Source organism: Streptomyces sp. NPDC002520 (assembly GCF_053595235.1).
The window spans coordinates 44,406-64,010 of the sequence record NZ_JBSFXG010000044.1; the positions used below are offsets into that span (position 1 = coordinate 44,406).

The following is a 19,605-nucleotide window of genomic DNA, read 5'->3' on the forward strand; positions in this document are numbered from 1 at the left end:
CCCGGCCTCACTTGACGCCCAGGATCTGCTCCACCGGGTCGATCGCGAAGTACACCAGGAACAGCGCCGAGACGCCCCACAGCAGCCAGTTGACCTCCCTGGCCTTGCCGACGACGGTCTTGATCACGACGTACGCGAGGAAGCCCGCGCCGATGCCGTCGGTGATGGAGTACGTGAACGGCATCGCGGCGATGGTGAGGAACGCCGGTACGGCGATCTCGTAGTCGTCCCAGTCGATGTGCTTGACGTGGGTCATCATCAGGAAGCCCACCGCGATCAGCGCGGGCGCCGCCGCCTGGAGCGGGACGATGGTGAGCAGCGGGGTGAGGAAGAGCGCGAGGCCGAAGAGGCCGCCGGTGATCAGGTTGGCGAAGCCGGTGCGGGCGCCCTCGCCGACGCCGGCGGCGGACTCGATGTAGGCGGTGTTGGAGGAGGCGGAGCCGATACCGCCCGCGACGGCCGCGGCGCCGTCGATGAACAGGACGCGGCCGATGCCCGGCACCTGCCCCTTCTCGTCCAGGAGTCCGGCCTCGGCGCTGATGCCGACGATGGTGCCCATGGCGTCGAAGAAGTCGGACAGGATGAGGGTGAAGACCAGCAGGACGGCGGTGAGGACACCCGCCTTGGCGAAGCCGCCGAACAGGCTGAAGTGACCGAAAAGACCGAAGTCCGGGGCGGCGACGAACTTGTCGGGGACCTTGGGGGTGGTCAGGCCCCACGTCTTGATGTCGGCCACGGCGTCGATGACGACCGCGACGACGGTCATCGTGACGATGCTGATGAGGATCGCGCCCTTCACCTTCCGGGCGAGCAGCGCGACCGTGATGAGGACGCCGAGACAGAAGACGAGGACCGGCCAGCCGGTGAGGCGTCCGACGGCGCCGAGCTGCACCGGCACGGTGGTGTGCGCGGCGTCCGGGATGCGGCTGACGAAGCCGGCGTCGACGAAGCCGATGAAGGCGATGAACAGGCCGATGCCGACGCCGATGGCCTGCTTCAGCTGCTGCGGGATCGCGTCCATGATCGCTCGGCGCAGCCCGGTGAGGACCAGGAGGCAGATGACGATGCCTTCGAGGACGACCAGGCCCATCGCGTCGGCCCAGCTCATCAGCGGCGCCAACTGGAAGGCGACGACGGCGTTGAGGCCGAGTCCGGCGGCGATGGCGAGCGGGAGGTTGCCGCCGACGCCCATGACGATCGTCATCACGCAGGCCACCAGGGCGGTGGCGGTGACGAGTTGGCCGGTGTCGAGGGAGTGCCCGAACTTGTCCTTGGCGCTGCCGAGGATGATCGGGTTCAGCACGAGGATGTAGGCCATGGTGAAGAACGTGGCGAAGCCGCCGCGTATCTCGCGGCCGAAACTGGATCCCCGTGCGGAGATTCTGAAGTACCGGTCGAGGCTGTTGCCGGGAAGTGGCGCGGCGCCTGGCCGCTGGTCCACCTTCGCCGTCTCGGACATGGGTGTACTCCTCGGTGCCTGGGGAGCGGTGCGCGGATGCTGGCTGGATTGTTCCCTCGCCTGATCGCTTTCAGGTGTGCGCCGTGTTACGGATTCGGCGCCACGGACGGGGCCGGGAGACGGTTTGACCCCTCCCCCGGTCAGATCCTGCGGATGTCGCCCTCGACGGCGGCGTGGGTGGGACGTCCGGAGACGGCGGCGGCGCGGGCGGTCGCCGACTCGCGGGTGAGCGTGGGGCCGACATGGGTGACAAGCAACTCCCGTACACGCGCCTCCTGGGCGATGCGGCCCGCGTCCTCCGGGGTCAGATGCACCTGTTCGCCGCCGTGATGCCGGTCGGTGTCGGCCTCGCACACGAACAGGTCGGCGTTGACGGCCAGTTCGGTCAGCGCGGTGCAGGGGCCGCTGTCGCCCGAGTAGGCCAGCACACTGCCCTGGCACTCGGCGCGCAGCCCGTACGCCTCGGTGTCGTGGGCGACGGCGCGGGCGGTCAGCCGGAGGTTCCAGTGCCGGACGTCGTGGCCGTCGTACAGGGCCCGGAAGTCGAAGATCTCCTTGAGGAAGTCGAGGTCCGGACGGCCGAGGAATCCGGCGAGCCGGCGGGCGCAGTCCTGCGGGGCGTAGACCGGGACGGGCACGGTCGGGGTCATCCCGCCGAACGCGAAGGCGTACGCGGCGGCGAGCAGGTCGGCGCTGTGGTCGGCGTGCAGGTGCGAGATCCAGATCGCGGTGAGCCGGGACGGATCCGTGTACCGCTGCAACGCGGCGAACGTCCCGGGCCCCGCGTCCACCCACACCTCGGCGCCGCCCCCGGACAGCAGGTATCCGGAACAGGGACGGTCTGGGCCGGGGTGGGGCGAGGCGGTACCGAGGACGGTGAGGCTGAGCGGCATGAAAGGGAGCGTACGACGCCGCGCACCCGACAACCTTCACCTCCTGCCCACAACGCCCCCCGACCCGTTACAGCGCCTCCATCACCCTAGGCCCGCCACCCCGGGTCCCGCCCGCTCAGGCCCACGGCGCGGTCCAGCAGGGATGCCTCCGCCGGGACCGGGACGACGGGGCCGAAGATGCCGTTGCCGCCACCGGCGTCGGTGGTGGCGGCGAGGAGGAAGCCGTGGGCAGCGTCGAGGGCGGCGGGGTCGGGATCGTAGTCGCGGCCGAGGGTACGGGCCAGGTCCCAGCCGTGGATCACCAGTTCGTCGGCGACGACGGCGCCCATGACCTCGCCGGGCAGGTCCACGCCTCCGGCGCGGGTCATGCCGGTCCAGGCCGCCGGATCGCGCCAGGCGTCGGCGAGTTCGTCCAGTGCCTCGGGCAGCTGCTCGCGCCAGTCGGGGCCGAGGTCGGGGACGCTTGCGTCGGGGCTGATGTCGGTCGTCGGCCCCAGTTTCTTGCGGGCGGTGTCGCAGAAGGCGACGGACAGCCCGTGGATGTGGGCCAGCAGGTTCCGCAGCGCGTAGTCCGGGCACGGCGTGGCGGCCGACAGTCGCTCGTCCGTCACCGCCTCGGCGAGCCGTGCCACGATCCGTGCCTGCGGGCCCAGGTCGACGATGTTCATCCCTCGCTCCTTATGGATCGCCATAGCAGTACGGAGGTGAGACCGGTCGGCTCCCGGAAACTCATCGGCGCCGGGCCACGGGCCTTGTTACCGTGACGCCGTGTCCAAGATCGAGATCGATGCGCTGACCGCCGAGTTCTTCGGCGCCTTCGACAACCGGCGCGGCAAGGCTCCCGACGTGGAGCGGATACGGCGACTGTTCCTCCCTCAGGGTGTGATCACCCGCACGGGCCCCGGGTTCGCCGTCTACTCGGTCGACGCGTTCATCGAGCCCCGGCGCACGCTGCTGACCGACGGCCGGCTCACCGAGTTCTCCGAGTGGGAGACCTCCGAGCGGACCGAGATCGTGGGCGGCATCGCCTCACGGACCGGCGAGTACCGCAAGTCCGGGATCATGGACGGCGAGCCGTTCGAGGGCGGGGGAACCAAGAACCTTCAGTTCGTCCACACCCCCGAGGGCTGGCGGATCGCCTCACTCGCCTGGCACGACCAGCGCTGACCTCCTCGGACGGACGCCCGGAAATCCTCGTGCGGCCGGCCCTGACCGAGGCATCTTCCCGATCCCTCCGCACCCCCCTTAGGCCCACGATCGTCAGGCATGACGACTTCATGGACCACGGCCCGCGTGCTGCGGGACCGCAACGCGGGACTGTTTCTGACAAGTGTGGTGGTGTCCGGCTTCGGCACGTCCTCGCTGTGGCTGGCGTCGGGTGTGTGGGTCAAGGACCTCACCGGCTCCGACGGTCTGGCCGCGCTGTGCATGCTCGCCATGTGGGCGCCCACCCTGGCCGGCCCGGCGCTCGGCACGCTCGCCGACCGCTTCCCCCGCAAGCCCCTGCTCATCGGCGTGAATACCGGCCTCGCCGGGCTCCTGCTCAGCCTGTTCGCGGTGGACTCCCCCGGCCGCCTGTGGCTGCTGTTCGCCGTGCTGTTCGGCTACGGCGCGGCCGGTGTCGTCCACGACGCCGCCGAGTCGGCGCTGGTCACCGCCACTGTCGGCCCGGACCGGCTCGGCGACTTCAACGGGCTGCGCATGACCGCGGGCGAAGGGATGAAGCTCGTCGCGCCGCTGACCGGGGCGGGCCTGTACACGGCCTTCGGCGGGCCGGCCGTCGCCTGCCTCGACGCGGTCACCTTCGTCCTCGCCGCCGGGCTGTGCGCCCTCCTGCGGGTGCGCGAGGAGCGGCCGGCGCGGTCCGGCGCCCGCTGGTGGCGGGAGACGGCGGAGGGCGTCCGCGGGTTGTGGGGTCACCCCGGGCTGCGTCCGCTGGTCCGGGCGGGCGGGATCACGATGCTGCTCGCCTCGCTGAGCAGCACGACGCTGTACGCCGTCGTGGACCGTCTCGGGCACGGCCCCGCGTTCGCGGGCGTGCTGTACGCCGTGCAGGGCTCGGGCTCGGTGGCGGTCGGTCTGGTCTCGGGGCCGGCGCTCGGGCGGCTGGGCGGGCGCCGGTTCGCGGCGGCCGGGATCGCGCTGACGGCGGCCGGGATGGCCGCGCGGGCGGTGCCGTCGGACGCGATGGCCCTGGCGGGCGGCGCGGCCGTCGGGCTCGGTCTGCCCTGTGTGCTGATCGCCGCGCTGACCGCCGTGCAGCGCGAGACGCCGGGGCCACTGCTGGGCCGGGCGACGGCCACCGCGAACACGCTGATGTTCACGCCGAACGTGGCCGGGCTGGCCGTGGGGGCCGGCCTGGTCGAACTGGCCGGTCCCGGCACGCTGCTGCCCGTGTACGGCCTGGCGTTGCTCGTGACGGCCGCCGTGCTCGCGGGTCAGCGCACCGCCGACAGTGCCTCGCGCACCGCCGCCAGGTCCGGGTCCGACGCCAACCCGGCGTGATACAGCCGCAGTTCCGTCGCCCCTTCGGCACGCGCGCGTGCCGCGTCCGCCGCGAGGGTGCCGGGGCTGCCGCCCATGCCGGTGACGACCGTGAAGTTGGCCGCGAGGACCGTGCCGCGGCGCGCCTGTGCGGCGAACGGCGCCAGCAGGGCCGTACCACCCGTGCACGGGACCACCACGCCGTCGGCGACGGAGAGGATGTGCGCGGGGTCGACGCCGGCGTTGGCGCCGCAGTGGTAGGAGACCGGGTCGGCGTGCAGCAGCACCTGGAAGCCCTCGGGCGCGGCGGCGCGTACGGCGGTGACGGACTCCTCCTGGAGGGTGCGGGCGGTGGTGTCGCGCCACGCGCGCGTGGCGGCCGCGGTGTCCGGTCCGAGGAGTTTCTCCACGGCCGGCCAGCTCCCGTCGTCCGGCGCACCGCGCCACAGCGGCTCCAGCGCGGTCCTGACGGCGGCCGCCAGTTCGCCGGCGTCCAGGCCCTGCTCGCCGTAGCCGGCCCGGCAGTCCGGGCAGAAGCACAGGGACATCAGGTACTGCCCGGCCTCCCCGAGGGCGACCCCGGAGATCTTGTCGTGGGCGTGCAGGTGCGGGAGGCCGTACCAGCCGAGGGACTCCAGTTCTGTGCCGCGGGCGCCGGGGCGTACGGCGGCCTCGGCGGCGAGGTCGACGAGGTACGCGCGCGTGGCGGGCTGGGCGATGCAGGGGGCCCACGGGTAGCGGTCGCCGTAGGCGTTGACGACGGAGGTGTCCGGGTGTTCGGCGCCCAGGCGGGAGTTGTGCGCGAGGACGACCCAGGTGTGCACCTCGAGGCCGGCCGCCGCGAGCGCCTCGGCGGCCCGTCCGTGGGCGTCGCCGGTGGCCCAGCGGCCGGCGGCGTAAGGGCGCAGGCCGCGGCCTGCCCAGCGGTGCCCGGCCGGGTACAGGACGGCCGCGTACTCGGCGGTGACGACGCGGTGGCGGGGGTGGCGGGGGGTGAGCGCGCGGGTGGAGTGGTAGGCGGAGGCGAGGGTCGCCTGCCGCACGCCGAGCTCCGCCAGGCGGGCCGGGGCCTCGGGGTCCCCGTCGACGTCCCAGGGGTAGACGAACGCCGAGGCCTTCACGCCCCCTCCTCCAGCAGCGCGTGGCCGCGTTCGATCAGCTGGGCGAGCTGCTTGACATGGTTCTCGTCGGGTTCGTTCAACGGGGGCCTGACCTCGCCGACCTCCAGGCCGTGCAGCCGTACGCCCGCCTTGACGAGCGAGACGGCGTAGCCGCGGCCCTGGGCGCGCAGTTCGACGAACGGGCGGTAGAAGCCGTCCAGGAGGCGGCGCACGGTGGCCTCGTCACCCGTCTCCAGGGCGTGGTGGAAGGCGAGGGCGATCTCGGGGGCGAAGCAGAAGACGGCCGAGGAGTAGAGGGTGATGCCGAGGGCGCGGTAGGCGAGTTGGGTCTGCTCGGCGGTGGGCAGGCCGTTGAAGTACAGGAAGTCGCCCGGGACCTCGGTGCGCACCACGCTGACGATGCGCTGCATGAGGTCGAGGTCGCCGAGGCCGTCCTTGAGGCCGATGACACCGTCGGTGCGGGCGAGTCCGACGACGGTCCGCGGGGTGAAGACGGCGTTGTCGCGCTGGTAGACGATGACCGGCAGGGCGGTGGCCGCGGCGAGCTCGCGGTAGTGCCGCAGCAGTCCCTCCTGGCCGGCGACGACGAGGTACGGCGGCATGGCGAGAAGGCCGTCGGCGCCCGCCTCCTCGGCGAGACGCGCGAAGCGGACGGCGAGCGCGGTGCCGTAGCCGGCGCCGGCGATCACCGGGACGCGGCCCTCGGCCGCCTCGACGGCCGCCCGGACGCAGGCCTCGAACTCCTCCGGCAGCAGTGCGTGGAACTCGCCGGTGCCGCAGCAGGCGAACACGGCGGCGGCTCCGGCCTCGACGCCCTGGCGCACATGGGTGCGGTAGACGTCGAGGTCGACGGAGCCGTCCGGGCCGTAGGCCGTCACGGGGAAGAAGAGCGGTCCGCTCGGGTCGCGGAGCCGGGCGGCGAGAGAGGCTGGCGTCACGGGCGCTCCCTGTCGATGCATGCCATCGGTGCATGAGTCTGATCGTTGTCCATATTTCTGAACGCCCTCACGCTACGATCCCTCCTCGGGGGCGGTCAAGCGGGCAAACCCTCAACGTGGCAAAGGATTTCCGCACTCCATGGCACCCTTGACCGGGCACCCCGGCCCTCTTTAGCGTGTCCACGGATGTGAATAGCGTGCACGAATGAGGCCGTCGGCCGAGGCTTCGCCCAGGACATCAAGGAGATCGAGGATGCCCGCTCCCCGCACCGTTCTGCTCACCGGCGCCGCCGGCGGGCTCGGCACCCTGATGCGCCCGCTGCTCACGGGGTACGGCTACTCGCTGCGCCTGTTCGACATGCGCCCCGTCGAAGGCGCGCCGGACGCGATCACCGCGGACCTCGCCGACACCGGGGCGCTGCGCGAGGCGGTGCGGGGCGTGGACGCGATCCTCCATCTCGCGGGCATCTCCCTGGAAGCGCCCTTCCAGAAGATCCTGAAGGCGAACATCGAGGGCACCTACAACCTCTACGAGGCGGCCCGTGAGGAGGGCGTGCGGCGGATCGTGTTCGCCTCCTCCAACCACGCCGTCGGCTTCACCCCGGCCCCGCGCGCGGGGGACCCGCTGATCCCCGTCGACACCCCGCGCCGCCCGGACACCTTCTACGGCCTGTCCAAGTCCTTCGGTGAGGACCTCGCCCAGCTCTACTGGGACAAGCACGGCCTGGAGACGGTCTCCGTGCGCATCGGCTCCTGCTTCCCCGAGCCCACCAGCGTGCGGATGCTCTCGGTATGGATGAGTCCCGCCGACGGCGCCCGCCTCTTCCACGCGGCCCTGACCGCCGAGGGGGTCGGTCACACGGTCGTCCACGGCTCCTCGGCCAACACACGCCTGTGGTGGGACCTCACCGGCGCGCGGGCGCTCGGCTACGAGCCGCGGGACGACTCCGAGCCGTACGCGGCGAAGCTGATCGCCGAGCAGGGCGAGCTGGACCCGGACAACCCGGCGCACAGCCACCTGGGCGGGCACTTCGTATACGACCCGCCGATCTGGCCGTACTGAGCCGGGCCGATCGGCGGAAATCGATCGCTCACGGCGGCGGGCGGGCACCGAACGGGCCCGCCCGCCGCCGTTCTCGGGCATCGAGGGTGCCCGCTCCCACTTCCCGGCGCACAGCCGTGCAGGTCCGAGACGGGCACACGTAAGCTTAACCGGGCACATACGGGCAGCAACGAGTGCGCAACAAGCCTGGTCAGTGCCGGACGCCGACTGTAGAACTTCCTTCATGGGCCTCACCGGGCCCGAACGGGCAGTGAGCACGTGAGTACGGAAGCAGGTGTCGGCGATGACGACGAATCCCGCGAGGACGGCTGAAGAGCGCCAGCGCGAGATCGTGCGGTTCGCCCGCACCACCGGCTCCGTCGACGTCACCGCGCTCGCCGCCGAGCTGGGCGTGGCCAAGGAGACCGTACGACGGGATCTGCGCACCCTTGAGGACCACGGCCTGGTCCGCCGCACCCACGGCGGCGCCTATCCCGTGGAGAGCGCCGGCTTCGAGACGACGCTGGCCTTCCGCGCCACCAGCCACGTACCCGAGAAGCGCCGCATCGCGACCGCCGCGGCCGAACTGCTGGGCGACGCCGAGACGGTCTTCATCGACGAGGGGTTCACCCCGCAGCTCATCGCCGAGACACTCCCCAGGGACCGGCCGCTGACCGTGGTCACCGCATCCCTGACCACCGCGGGCGCACTCGCGGAGGCCGAGAACAGGACCGTCCTGCTGCTCGGCGGCCGGGTGCGCCGCGGAACCCTCGCCACCGTCGATCACTGGACGACGAAGATGCTGGCGGGGTTCGTCATCGACCTGGCCTACATCGGCGCCAACGGCATCTCCCGGGAACACGGGCTGACCACGCCCGACCCCGCCGTCAGCGAGGTCAAGGCACAGGCGATCCGCGCCGCCCGCCGCACGATCTTCGCGGGCGTGCACACCAAGTTCGGGGCGGTGAGCTTCTGCCGGTTCGCGGAGATCGCCGAACTGGAAGCCGTCGTCACCAGCACCCAGCTGCCCGCCTCCGAGGCCAACCGCTACTCGCTGCAGGGCCCGCAGGTCATCCGGGTCTGAACAAGAGAACCCAGAAACCCAGAAAACCCCGAGAACACCGAGAACACCGAGAACGCAGTCCCCAGGGACATCTCCACACCCTTCCGCGCCCCTCAACTCCCAAAGAGTCCAGGAGTACCCCATGAGAAGCCAGAGCCGCCGAACGCCCCGCACCCTGCTCGCCGTAGCCACCGTAGGGACGCTGATAACCCCACTGCTCACCGCATGCTCGGGCGCCGGTGGATCCGGCGGCGGGGACTCCGCCCACTCCATCAACGTCCTGATGGTGAACAACCCGCAGATGGTGGAGCTGCAGAAGCTCACCGCCGGCCACTTCACCAAGGACACCGGGATCAAGGTGAACTTCACCGTCCTCCCGGAGAACGACGTCCGGGACAAGATCAGCCAGGACTTCGCCAACCAGGCGGGCCAGTACGACATCGCCACGCTCAGCAACTACGAGATCCCGATCTACGCCAAGAACGGCTGGCTCCACCCGATCGACTCGTACGTCAAGAAGGACACCGCCTTCGACCAGCAGGACATCCTTCCCCCGATGCGGCAGGCCCTCACCGCCGCGGACGGCAAGCTCTACGGCGAGCCCTTCTACGGCGAGTCGTCCTTCCTGATGTACCGCAAGGACGTCTTCCAGAAGAAGGGCCTCACCATGCCGCCCAAGCCCACCTGGCAGCAGGTCGCCGACCTGGCCGCCAAGGCGGACGGCGCCGAGTCCGGCATGAAGGGCATCTGTCTGCGCGGACTGCCCGGCTGGGGCGAGGTCATGGCACCGCTGACGACGGTCGTGAACACCTTCGGCGGCACCTGGTTCGACAAGAACTGGAAGGCGCAGGTGGACTCCCCCGAGTTCAAGAAGGCCACGCAGTTCTACGTCGACCTCGTCCGCAAGCACGGCGAGTCCGGCGCGGCCCAGTCCGGCTTCGCCGAGTGCCTGAACAACATGACGCAGGGCAAGACGGCGATGTGGTACGACGCCACGAGCGGCGCCGGATCGCTGGAGGCCCCCGGCTCCCCGGTCAAGGGCAAGATCGGCTACGTCCCGGCCCCGGTCGAGAAGACCGACAGCTCCGGCTGGCTCTACACCTGGGCGTGGGGCGTCCAGAAGGCGTCCAAGAACCCCGACGACGCCTGGAAGTTCATCTCGTGGGCGTCCAGCAAGGGCTACGAGAACCTCGTCGGCAAGACGGCGGGCTGGTCCAACGTGCCGGCCGGCAAGCGTTCGTCGACCTATGACATCCCCGAGTACCGCAAGGAGGCCGGCGCCTTCGCGGACGTCACCCGCGACGCCATCGCCAGCGCCAAGCCGAACGACCCGGGTGTGCAGCCCCGCCCCGCGCCCGGCATCCAGTTCGTCGGCATCCCCGAGTTCACCGACCTCGGCACCAAGGTCTCCCAGGAGATCAGCTCCGCCATCGCCGGCCGCACGTCCGTGGACAGCGCGCTGAAGAAGTCCCAGGAGCTCGCCCAGACCGTCGGCAAGAAGTACGAGGGATCATGACCGCCGCAGCTCCCACCCGGATCGCCGCCGCCACCGCGCGGCCGGCGACCCGGCCACCGAACCGCATGCGCGCCTGGGCCACCCGGGCCCCGCTGCTGCCCGCACTGGTCTTCATGATCGTGGTGACCCAGCTGCCGTTCGTGGCGACCGTGGTGATCTCGTTCTTCGACTGGAACGCCCTCTACCCGAAGGACCGCCACTTCACCGGCGTCGACAACTACCAGCAGGTCCTGACCGACGCGGACCTGCGCCAGTCGGTGTGGACGACGATCCTGCTGACGGTCACGGTGGTCCTGGTCAGCCTCATCCTGGGCCTCGGCATCGCGCTGCTGCTCAACCGGAAGTTCATGGGCCGCGGCCTGGTCCGCACCCTGCTGATCGCCCCGTTCCTGGTCGTGCCCGTGGCGGCCGCACTGCTGTGGAAGCACGTGCTCTACAACCCGGAATACGGCCTGCTCAACGGGTTGCTGCACTACGTCGGCGGCCCCCAGCCGGACTGGATCTCCAACACCCCGCTGCTCGCGGTCGAGATCTCGCTGATCTGGCAGTGGACCCCGTTCATGATGCTGATCCTGCTGGCCGGGCTGCAGAGCCGCGACAGCGAGCAGCTCGAGGCGGCGCGCGTGGACGGCGCGAGCGGCTGGCAGATCTTCCGCTATCTGACGGTCCCGCACCTGCGCCGCTACCTCGAACTCGGCGGCCTGCTGGGGTCGATCTACATCGTCCAGAACTTCGACGCGGTCTTCACGATCACGTCGGGCGGCCTGGGCACCGCCAACCTTCCCTACACCGTCTACCAGAGCTTCTACCAGGCCCACGAGAACGGACTCGCGTCCGCCGCCGGCGTCCTGGTCGTCATCGGCTCGATCATCATCGCGACCTTCGCGCTGCGCGTGGTGTCGTCCCTGTTCCGCGAGGAGGTGTCCCGCGCATGAGCGCCGTCGCCGAACACACCGGGGCAGCACGCGCCCGCAGCCGCCGCGGAGTCGGTCTCGGCCTGCTGGCCTGGCTGGTCGGTCTGCTGTTCTTCCTGCCCATCGCCTGGATGGCCCTGACCTCCTTCCACTCGGAGGCGGACGCCGCCACGAACCCGCCGTCCTTCGGGGCCTCGCTGACCCTGGACAGCTACCGCGAGTTCTTCGGGGCGGGCGGGGGCGCGAGCCCCTGGCCGGCACTGATCAACTCGACCATGGCGTCGCTGGTCTCGACCCTGTGCGTGCTCCTGCTGGCCCTCCCGGCGGCCTACGCGCTGTCCATCCGCCCGGTGAAGAAGTGGACGGACGTCCTGTTCTTCTTCCTGTCCACGAAGATGCTGCCGGCGGTGGCGGGTCTGCTGCCCATCTACCTGTTCGCCAAGAACGCCGGGATGCTCGACAACATCTGGCTGCTGATCATCCTCTACACCTCCATGAACCTGCCGATCGCGGTGTGGATGATGCAGTCCTTCCTCGCCGAGGTCCCGGTGGCGGTGATCGAGGCGGCGCAGATCGACGGCGCCCGGCTGCCCACGGTCCTCACGCGCGTGGTGGCCCCCATCGCCCTGCCGGGCATCGCGGCCACCGCCCTGATCTGCTTCATCTTCAGCTGGAACGAGCTGCTGTTCGCCCGTGTGCTGACCGGCGTGGTGGCCGAGACGGCCCCCGTCTTCCTGACCGGCTTCATCACCAGCCAGGGCCTGTTCCTGGCCAAGGTGTGCGCCGCGTCGCTCGTCGTCTCCCTGCCGGTTCTCGCCGCAGGGTTCGCCGCCCAGGACAAGCTGGTCCAGGGCCTGTCGCTTGGAGCCGTCAAATGAAGGCCGCCGTCATCGAGTCCGTGGGCCGCGCCATCGTCACCGAGGTCCCGGACCCGACGCCCGGCCCGCGCGACGTCGTCGTCGAAGTGGCCGCCTGCGGCCTCTGCGGCACGGATCTGCACATCCTCCAGGGCGAGTTCGCACCCAAGCTGCCGATCGTCCCCGGGCACGAGTTCGCGGGCGAGGTGGTCGGCGTCGGCACCCAGGTCACCGAGGTCGCGATCGGCGACCGGGTGGCCGTGGACCCCTCCCTGTACTGCAACGAGTGCCGCTACTGCCGCGACGGCCACAACAACATGTGCGAGCGCTGGGGCGCGATAGGCGTGACGACGGCGGGCGGCGCGGCACAGTACGCGCTCGCACCGGTGGCGAACTGCGTGAAGCTCCCCGAGCACGTCCGCACCGCGGACGCGGCCCTCGTGGAGCCTCTGTCCTGCGCGGTGCGCGGCTACGACGTCCTCAACTCCCGCCTCGGCGCGCACGTCCTGATCTACGGCTCCGGGACCATGGGCCTGATGATGCTCGAACTGGCCAAGCGCACGGGCGCGGCAACCGTCGACGTCGTCGACCTGAACCCGGCCCGGCTGGAGACCGCGCGCCAACTCGGCGTCTCGGCGGCCGCCGCGAACGCGGACGAGCTGGAGCGCCCGCGGGGCTGGGACGTGGTGATCGACGCGACCGGCAACGCGGCGGCGATCCAGGACGGCCTGGAGCGGGTGGCGAAGGCGGGCACGTTCCTGCAGTTCGGGGTGGCCGACTACGCGACCCGGGTGACGATCGACCCGTACCGCATCTACAACCAGGAAATCACCATCACCGGCTCGATGGCCGTCCTGCACAGCTTCGAGCGGGCCGCCGAGCTGTTCGCGAACGGGGTGCTGGACCCGGAGCTGTTCATCAGCGACCGCATCCCGCTGGACCGCTACCCCGAGGCGCTGGGGCAGTTCGCGGCCGGAGTCGGACGGAAGATCGTGGTCGTGCCCTGAGCGGCTCGGCGGGAGTCGGGTGAGCCGGGCTAGGGGAGTCGGGTGAGCCGGGCTAGGGGAGTCGGGTGAGCCGGGCAACGGGAGTCGGGTGAACCGGTCGGCTGGGTCCATCGGAGCCGATCGGCGGGGGTCCGGTGAGCCGATCGGGGGTCGGGGCGTCGGTAAGGGAACGGCAAAGTGATGTCGTTCGTTCACCCGGCATGACAGCTATGACCCCTGGCTCGAACATCCCTCTGTCGGCCGCCCGCGTGACGGTGGACGTCGCCGCGCCGGTACGGCTCGACGTGTCGGGCCTGCTGCTCACCGCCGCCGGCAAGGTGCGCTCCGACGACGACTTCATCTTCTACAACCAGCCGGCCGGCCCGGGCGTGACCTACCGCTCCGGCGGCGGTGCCGCACCCGACGCGATCACGGTCGACACCGCCGCGGTGCCGCCGGACATCGAGAAGATCGTGGTCACGGCCAGCCCGGACGCGGCGGGTCAGACGTTCCAGGGCATCGAGCCGACCGCCACGATCCGCGACGCGGAGGGCGGCGCGGCCCTGGCCACGTTCACCCCGCCGCAGCTCGGCGCCGAGACCGCGCTGGTGATCGTGGAGATCTACCGTAGAGGCGACCAGTGGAAGGCCCGCGCCGTGGGCCAGGGGTATGCGAACGGGCTGGCCGGTATCGCCACCGACTTCGGCGTCACCGTGGAGGAGCCGGCCGCCGCGCCCCAGCAGCCGATCGCCCCGCCGCAGCCGGTGGCCCCGCCTCCGCCGGCTGCCCCGCCGACACCGGCGGTGTCCGCTCCCCCGGCACCGCCGGCCCCGCCCGCTCCGGTGGCCCCCGTGCCGGGCGCCGGGAAGATCAACCTGGACAAGGGCCGGGTCAGCCTCCAGAAGAACCAGACCGTGTCCCTGGTCAAGGCCGGCCGGCCGCTGCTCTCCGTGGTGCAGATGGGCCTCGGCTGGGAGCCCGCGTACCGCGGCAAGGACATCGACCTGGACGCCTCTGTCATCGCCTACGGCCCGCAGCGCAACCACGTCGACAGCTGCTACTTCGGCAAGCTGACCATCCTGAACGGCGCGATCCGCCACTCCGGCGACAACCTCACCGGTGAGGGCGGGGGCGACGACGAGGTGATCACCGTCGACCTCGGCCGGATCCCGCAGGACGTCACCGGCCTCGTCTTCACCGTCAACTCCTTCTCCGGCCAGAAGTTCACCGAGGTCGCCAAGGCCTACTGCCGCCTCCTCGACGCGTCCACCGGCGAGGAACTGGTCCGCTTCGACCTCACGAGCGCCGAGCCCCAGACCGGCGTGATGATGGCCAAGCTGATCCGGCAGTTCTCCGGCGAGTGGGACATGACGGCGATGGGCGAGTTCGTGAAGGCACGGACCGTACGGAACATGGTCGAGCCGGGGGCACGCGCGCTGTAACTCCCTGGCCGCGGTGCGCTGGGGGCGGTCCCGCCCGACGGAGAGCCCCCACCCCGCCCGGCGTCGGCACACGCGTCCGCTGCGGCTACTGCTTCGGCCGCAGCCCCTCCGTCAGCAACGCGAGGTAGCGAGGGATCTCCTCGCCATGCCCGTTCGCCAGTTCCGAGGCCGTCGCCACGCCGTGCACCAGCCGTAGCAGCTCGACCGGCTGCAGGTCGGCCCGCAGGCTGCCCTCGGCCTGCGCGGCCTCGACCAGCCGGGTCGCCGTGCCCTTCACCACCGTGCCGCAGGCCGTCATCCCGGCCGAGCCGCCGTCCGTGACCGCCGAACCCAGCAGGGACTTCATGCCACGCGCCTGGATCGTGGCGACGCACACCTCGTGCAGCCACCGCATCAGCGCCTCGCCGGGCGGCAGCTGCTTCGCCAGTTCCTCGCCCCGCGCCCCGAGCGCCTCGATGCGGTCCACGTACGCGGCCTCCAACAGTGCCTGCCGCGTAGGGAAGTGCCGGTAGAGCGTGCCCGCGCCGACGCCCGCGCGCTTGGCGATGTCGTCGAGCGACGCGTTCTCCCCATGCTCGGCGAAGGCCTCGGCCGCCACCTTCAGCAGACGCTCGTAATTGCGCCGAGCGTCCGCACGCATGGGCCTGATCCGCGTCATCCAGAAACTCCTCGCGAGCCGGGGATCCCCTCCGTATGTTATCGAGCACCGGCAAAGAGAATTCCCGCTCACCTCTGCGGGCAGTCAGGTGACTCGCACCCGCCGGTGGCGATCCGGTCCGAGGCGGCGGCATACCGCGCCAGCGTGCACATATATGCCGGCTCCCGTTCCCCGACGACTCATGGCCCGCCTAATGCCCGGCGAGGTTCCAGGTATGGACCGGGACATACACCGGAATCTGCGCGGTCGGGCCGCCGTGCCGGGGGCGACCGACACCAGCGTCCGGCCCGGCAGCGCGGGAGCCTGCGCACCGGATACCCACCACGTGCCACGCCTCCCGAGATCAACTCGGCGGTGGCTGTTTTGCATCCCTGGAAAGGAAAGTAGCCACTGCCTTCGCACCGGAAGGTGCGTGAAGTTTTCGGTGTCCAGCGATCGAGGCCGGCGGAACCGACGTGTTGGTGCTCCGCCAACTGAGCTACACCGGCCTGTCGGAGCCGGTGGCGGGACTCGAACCCGCGGCCTCCCCATGAAGAGTGCAAACAGGTCCTGCTTGTCGCACTTGGACGTGGATCACTCTGGGAGGGGAGCCGCGGGACGAGCGAGCGAATTGATCGGCGGTGCGGTTCAGCCGCGCTTCTGCCGCTTCCAGGGGCCCGTGATGGCGAGCATGATGCCGGGGGTCTGGATGTTGGCGAACAGGGTCCGGCCGTCGGGCGAGAAGGTGACGCCGGTGAACTCGCTGTACTCCGGGGCGTCCGCGGTGCCGATGTTCAGGTCGTTGCGGGCGATCGGGTAGGTGCGGCCGCTCTCGGTGGCGCCGAACAGGTGCTGGACACCCTCGCCGTCCTCGGCGATGACCAGGCCGCCGTACGGGGAGACGGTGATGTTGTCCGGGCCGTCGAAGGCGCCGTCCTTGGACGGGTCGGCGTTCACGCCGAGCAGCACCTTCAGGGTCAGGGTGCGGCGCTTGGGGTCGTAGAACCAGACCTGGCCGTCATGCTGGACGGGGCTCTCCGCGCGGGCGAAGGAGGAGACGATGTAGGCGCCGCCGTCGCCCCACCACATGCCCTCGAGCTTGCGGGCGCGGGTGATCTGGCCGGCAGTGAACTGCTTGCGGATGGAGACCTGCTTGGCGTCACGGTCGGGGACGTCCACCCAGTCGACGCCGTACACGGTGCCGATCTTCGTGGCGCGGGAGAGGTCGTCGACGAACGCGCCGCCGGAGTCGAAGCACTTGAAGGCCTGGAGCACACCGGCGTCGTCGGCGAGGGTGCGCAGCTGGCCGCGGCCGTGGCGGAAGCCCTCCGGCGGGGTCCAGCGGTAGAGCAGGCCGTTGGGGCCGGCCGCGTCCTCGGTGAGGTAGGCGTGTCCGCGCTTGGGGTCGATGACGACCGCCTCGTGGGCGTAGCGGCCCAGCGCCTTGATCGGCTTGGGGTCACGGTTGGCCCGGTGGTCCTCCGGGTCGACCTCGAAGACGTAGCCGTGGTCCTTGGTGAAGCCGTTCTTGCCGGCCTTGTCCTCGGTCTCCTCGCAGGTCAGCCAGGTGCCCCAGGGGGTGCTGCCGCCCGCGCAGTTGGTGGCGGTGCCGGCGATGCCGACCCACTCGGCGACCTCTCCGCCGTGGCGGACCTCGACGACGGTGCAGCCGCCGGCCGCTGCCGGGTCGTAGACGAGGCCCTCGGTGAGCGGCACCGGGTGCGGCCAGTTGGCGCGGGCGCCGGCCAGCTCGTGATTGTTGACGAGGAGGGTGGTGCCGCGGCGGCCTTCGAAGGCGGCGGTGCCGTCGTGGTTGGACGGGGTGAACTCACCCGACTCCAGCTTGGTCCGGCCGCTGTAGGTGATGATCTCGTAGCTGAAGCCCGCGGGCAGGGCGAGGATGCCGTCCGGGTCGGCGACCAGCGGGCCGTAGCCGACACCGTGGTGGCCGTACTCCGACTCGCCCTCCGCGTTCTCTATGTCCGTGGCGGCCAGGGCGCCCGGCGCGGTGGCGAGGGCGCCGACGCTGCCGGCCAACGCGACCCCGGCACCGGTGATCGCGGATTTTCTGGCGAAGTCCCTGCGGGTGAGCGACATGGTGTCTCCTGGTGACGGTGATCGTGCCGTGGAGGGCCAAGGGGCCTCGTGCGGCGCTCACACTCCCGCCACGTTTTGAACGGGAGTTGAACACCGGGCTACTTCACAGGCCCCAGTTCCATGAATCCGTATGCACCGTCCCATGACCTCCTCAAGTGCCGGTCATGCCTCGGCCCACGGTCACCCGTGTCGGTCAACCACGTCGGCACCGCTCGGACTCGCGCCACCCAGCGGCGCCGTGCCTCTCACCCGACGCGGCGCCGCTCGGAACGCAATGGCGGCATCCGGCGGCGTCCGGCGGCACGTGACCGGCCCGGACGACGCCATCCGGCGGTACCGGACCGGCCAGGACCACGCCATCCGGCACTGGGAAACCGGCCGGGACCACGCCATCCGACACTGGGAGACCGGCCGGGACCACGCCATCCGACACTGGGAGACCGGCCGGGACCACGCGGTCCGGCACTGGGAGACCGGCCGGGACTGCGCGGTCCGGCGCCAGGGGATCGGTCAGGACGGCGCGGTCCGGTTCCACCCGGCCGGCGACGACAAGCGCGTCGCGCTCAACCGCCGTGCTGCGAACGGGCCTTGAACGCGGCCTTCCGCGCTTCCTTGGCCACCTTCTTGTCCGGGTGCAGCCGGCTCATCGCCTCGAGCACCTCCGGGGTGTCCGGGTGCTCCACCCGCCACGCAGCCGCGAAGAATCCGCTGTGCTGCTCGGCCAGCCCCTCCACCAGGGCGCGCAGTTCCTCGGAGTTCCCCTCGGCCCTCAGCTGTGCGGCGAGCGTGTCGATGGTCAGCCAGAACACCAGCTCCTGCGAGGGCGCGGGCACGTCGGGGGCACCCCGCTCGCTCAGCCAGACCCGGGCGAGCCCGCCGAGTTCGGGGTCGTCGAGGACCTCCCGGAGCGCGGGCTCGGCCTCCGGTCCGACCAGGGACAGGGCCTGCTGGCAGCGCAGCCGGCGCAGCGGCGCGCCGGCGTCGGCGCCGCGGGCGGCGGCGAGCAACTCCCGTGCGGCTGTTAGGGGTTCACGCCGGGCAAGCCACTGCTCGGTCTCGGCGTGGGCGGCGGACGTGCCGAAGCGGGCGGTGCCGTCGAGCAGCACGTCCGCGCCCTTGTCGGCGAGTTCCCCGACGGCGGGCGCCTCGAACCCGGCCTCCAGCAGCCGGGCCCGCAGCCCGTACGCGCCGAGCGGGGTGAGCCGGACCAGGCCGTAGCGGGAGACGTCGGTGTCGTCCAGCGGTGCGGCGGGCTCCTCGTCCGCGTCGGCCATGAGCGCCTCGTCGACGGGACGGTACTCGACCAGTCCGACGGGCTCCAGGATCCGGAACTGGTCGTCCAGGCGCATCATCGCGTCGGACACCTGCTCCAGGACGTCGTCGGTGGGCTCTCCCATGTCGTCGGGGAGGAGCATGGAGGCGGCGAGGGCGGGCAGTGGCACCGGGCCGTCGCCGGGGCCGTCCTCACTGACGGTCAGCAGATAGAGGTTGCCGAGGACGCCGTCGAGGAACTCCGCCTCGGCCTCGGGGTCCCAGTCGAGCGACGAGAAATCGACCCCTCCCTCGTCCATGGCGTCGACCAGGTCGTCGAGGTCGGGCACGCTCGCGTCCGCGAGGACGGTCTCCAGGGCGGCGAGCCAGACGCTCAGCACCTCGCGCGGGGAGCCGGTGAGCAGCTTCAGGTCCGCACCGGCCGTCACGGTGCCGGCCTCCTCGTCGGTGATCTCGACCAGGCCGGCGTCCAGGGCCACCCGCCAGGCCTCGGCGGCGGAGGCGGCGGCGTCGTCGTCCCCGCTCAGTCCGAGGTGTCCGGCGGCGGCCGGCAGCTGGTCCTCGACCAGGTCGCCTCCGGCGTCCACCCGGGTCTCGGGCCCGGCCCAGCGGGCGAGCCGGGCGGCCCGGGAGAGCAACGGGGTGGACAGCGCGGCGCGCGCCAGCTCCGCTTCGGGGTGCAGCCGGACGGGCGGCAGGGGGGAGCTGTCTGACATCGGCTGGTTCTCCTCGGACCGTGAACGGACTCAGCCGCTCAGCCTAGACGGATTTCCACCCATGCCGACCGGTTCATCTCCCGGCCGACCGCCGTACATGGCCGAAACCTTGACAACTCCCCGCGGCAGGCAGGAGATTGACGCGCGTAGAAGTCGGGGGACAACTGT

The 19,605-nt window shown here is 71.2% G+C and carries 18 protein-coding genes; 10 read left to right on the forward strand and 8 right to left on the reverse strand.

Features of this window, described 5'->3' with window-relative positions:
• Positions 1–7: 7 nt before the first annotated feature.
• The 3 genes from ACWD5D_RS38405 to ACWD5D_RS38415 all read right to left on the reverse strand — a co-directional run bounded on the left by ACWD5D_RS38405 (position 8) and on the right by ACWD5D_RS38415 (position 3,020).
• Complete coding sequence (locus ACWD5D_RS38405; protein ID WP_451377445.1) at positions 8–1,459, reverse strand: NCS2 family permease; 1,452 nt, start codon at positions 1,457–1,459, stop codon at positions 8–10.
• Between the two features lie 140 nt (positions 1,460–1,599).
• Positions 1,600–2,352 (reverse strand): MBL fold metallo-hydrolase, encoded by a 753-nt coding sequence (locus ACWD5D_RS38410; RefSeq protein WP_451377446.1) that lies wholly within the window; start codon positions 2,350–2,352, stop codon positions 1,600–1,602.
• An 86-nt stretch (positions 2,353–2,438) separates the two neighbouring features.
• A complete protein-coding gene (locus ACWD5D_RS38415; protein WP_451377447.1) occupies positions 2,439–3,020 on the reverse strand; it encodes a TIGR03086 family metal-binding protein in 582 nt (193 codons plus the stop codon).
• A gap of 100 nt (positions 3,021–3,120) precedes the next feature.
• Between ACWD5D_RS38415 and ACWD5D_RS38420 the strand changes: the two genes are divergently transcribed.
• Together ACWD5D_RS38420 and ACWD5D_RS38425 are read left to right on the forward strand one after the other, a co-directional pair.
• Positions 3,121–3,519, forward strand: coding sequence for a DUF4440 domain-containing protein (locus tag ACWD5D_RS38420; RefSeq protein WP_451377448.1), 399 nt, complete (start codon positions 3,121–3,123; stop codon positions 3,517–3,519).
• Positions 3,520–3,618: 99 nt separating this feature from the next.
• Entirely contained in the window at positions 3,619–4,857 is a 1,239-nt protein-coding gene (locus ACWD5D_RS38425) for an MFS transporter (protein WP_451377449.1), read from the forward strand.
• On the opposite strand, the gene ACWD5D_RS38430 is transcribed toward ACWD5D_RS38425, so the two are convergent.
• Positions 4,791–5,957 (reverse strand): hypothetical protein, encoded by a 1,167-nt coding sequence (locus tag ACWD5D_RS38430; protein ID WP_451377450.1) that lies wholly within the window; start codon positions 5,955–5,957, stop codon positions 4,791–4,793. The two genes, ACWD5D_RS38425 and ACWD5D_RS38430, sit on opposite strands and share 67 nt — an antisense overlap.
• A complete protein-coding gene (locus ACWD5D_RS38435) occupies positions 5,954–6,895 on the reverse strand; it encodes a 5-dehydro-4-deoxyglucarate dehydratase (RefSeq protein ID WP_451377451.1) in 942 nt (313 codons plus the stop codon). Before ACWD5D_RS38435 ends, ACWD5D_RS38430 begins: the two co-directional genes overlap by 4 nt.
• A gap of 253 nt (positions 6,896–7,148) precedes the next feature.
• Here ACWD5D_RS38435 and ACWD5D_RS38440 point away from each other — a divergent pair, with 253 nt between their 5' ends.
• The 7 genes from ACWD5D_RS38440 (at position 7,149) to ACWD5D_RS38470 (ending at position 14,715) form a co-directional block, all read left to right on the forward strand.
• Positions 7,149–7,958, forward strand: coding sequence for an NAD-dependent epimerase/dehydratase family protein (locus ACWD5D_RS38440; RefSeq protein WP_451377452.1), 810 nt, complete (start codon positions 7,149–7,151; stop codon positions 7,956–7,958).
• Between the two features lie 283 nt (positions 7,959–8,241).
• Positions 8,242–9,021, forward strand: coding sequence for a DeoR/GlpR family DNA-binding transcription regulator (locus tag ACWD5D_RS38445; protein WP_451377453.1), 780 nt, complete (start codon positions 8,242–8,244; stop codon positions 9,019–9,021).
• 121 nt (positions 9,022–9,142) lie between these two features.
• Positions 9,143–10,516, forward strand: a complete 1,374-nt coding sequence (locus ACWD5D_RS38450) for an ABC transporter substrate-binding protein (RefSeq protein ID WP_451377454.1) — start codon at positions 9,143–9,145, stop codon at positions 10,514–10,516.
• Entirely contained in the window at positions 10,513–11,451 is a 939-nt protein-coding gene (locus tag ACWD5D_RS38455; protein ID WP_451377455.1) for a carbohydrate ABC transporter permease, read from the forward strand. The genes ACWD5D_RS38450 and ACWD5D_RS38455 overlap by 4 nt, the downstream gene beginning before the upstream one ends.
• Complete coding sequence (locus tag ACWD5D_RS38460) at positions 11,448–12,308, forward strand: carbohydrate ABC transporter permease (protein ID WP_451377456.1); 861 nt, start codon at positions 11,448–11,450, stop codon at positions 12,306–12,308. Before ACWD5D_RS38455 ends, ACWD5D_RS38460 begins: the two co-directional genes overlap by 4 nt.
• Complete coding sequence (locus ACWD5D_RS38465; RefSeq protein WP_451377457.1) at positions 12,305–13,294, forward strand: zinc-dependent alcohol dehydrogenase family protein; 990 nt, start codon at positions 12,305–12,307, stop codon at positions 13,292–13,294. The genes ACWD5D_RS38460 and ACWD5D_RS38465 overlap by 4 nt, the downstream gene beginning before the upstream one ends.
• Positions 13,295–13,503: 209 nt before the next feature.
• The gene (locus ACWD5D_RS38470; protein WP_451377471.1) at positions 13,504–14,715 is read left to right on the forward strand and encodes a TerD family protein; all 1,212 of its coding nucleotides are present in this window, start codon (positions 13,504–13,506) and stop codon (positions 14,713–14,715) included.
• A gap of 85 nt (positions 14,716–14,800) precedes the next feature.
• Here the strand turns inward: ACWD5D_RS38470 and ACWD5D_RS38475 are convergent, their stop codons facing one another.
• A complete protein-coding gene (locus ACWD5D_RS38475) occupies positions 14,801–15,373 on the reverse strand; it encodes a TetR/AcrR family transcriptional regulator (protein ID WP_451377458.1) in 573 nt (190 codons plus the stop codon).
• A 627-nt stretch (positions 15,374–16,000) separates the two neighbouring features.
• A complete protein-coding gene (locus ACWD5D_RS38480; protein WP_451377459.1) occupies positions 16,001–17,449 on the reverse strand; it encodes a PhoX family protein in 1,449 nt (482 codons plus the stop codon).
• 274 nt (positions 17,450–17,723) lie between these two features.
• Here ACWD5D_RS38480 and ACWD5D_RS38485 point away from each other — a divergent pair, with 274 nt between their 5' ends.
• Positions 17,724–18,041, forward strand: a complete 318-nt coding sequence (locus ACWD5D_RS38485) for a hypothetical protein (RefSeq protein WP_451377460.1) — start codon at positions 17,724–17,726, stop codon at positions 18,039–18,041.
• Here the strand turns inward: ACWD5D_RS38485 and ACWD5D_RS38490 are convergent.
• On the reverse strand, positions 18,013–19,437 hold the full coding sequence (locus tag ACWD5D_RS38490; protein WP_451377461.1) for a hypothetical protein: 1,425 nt from the start codon (positions 19,435–19,437) through the stop codon (positions 18,013–18,015). The two genes, ACWD5D_RS38485 and ACWD5D_RS38490, sit on opposite strands and share 29 nt — an antisense overlap.
• Positions 19,438–19,605 lie beyond the last annotated feature (168 nt).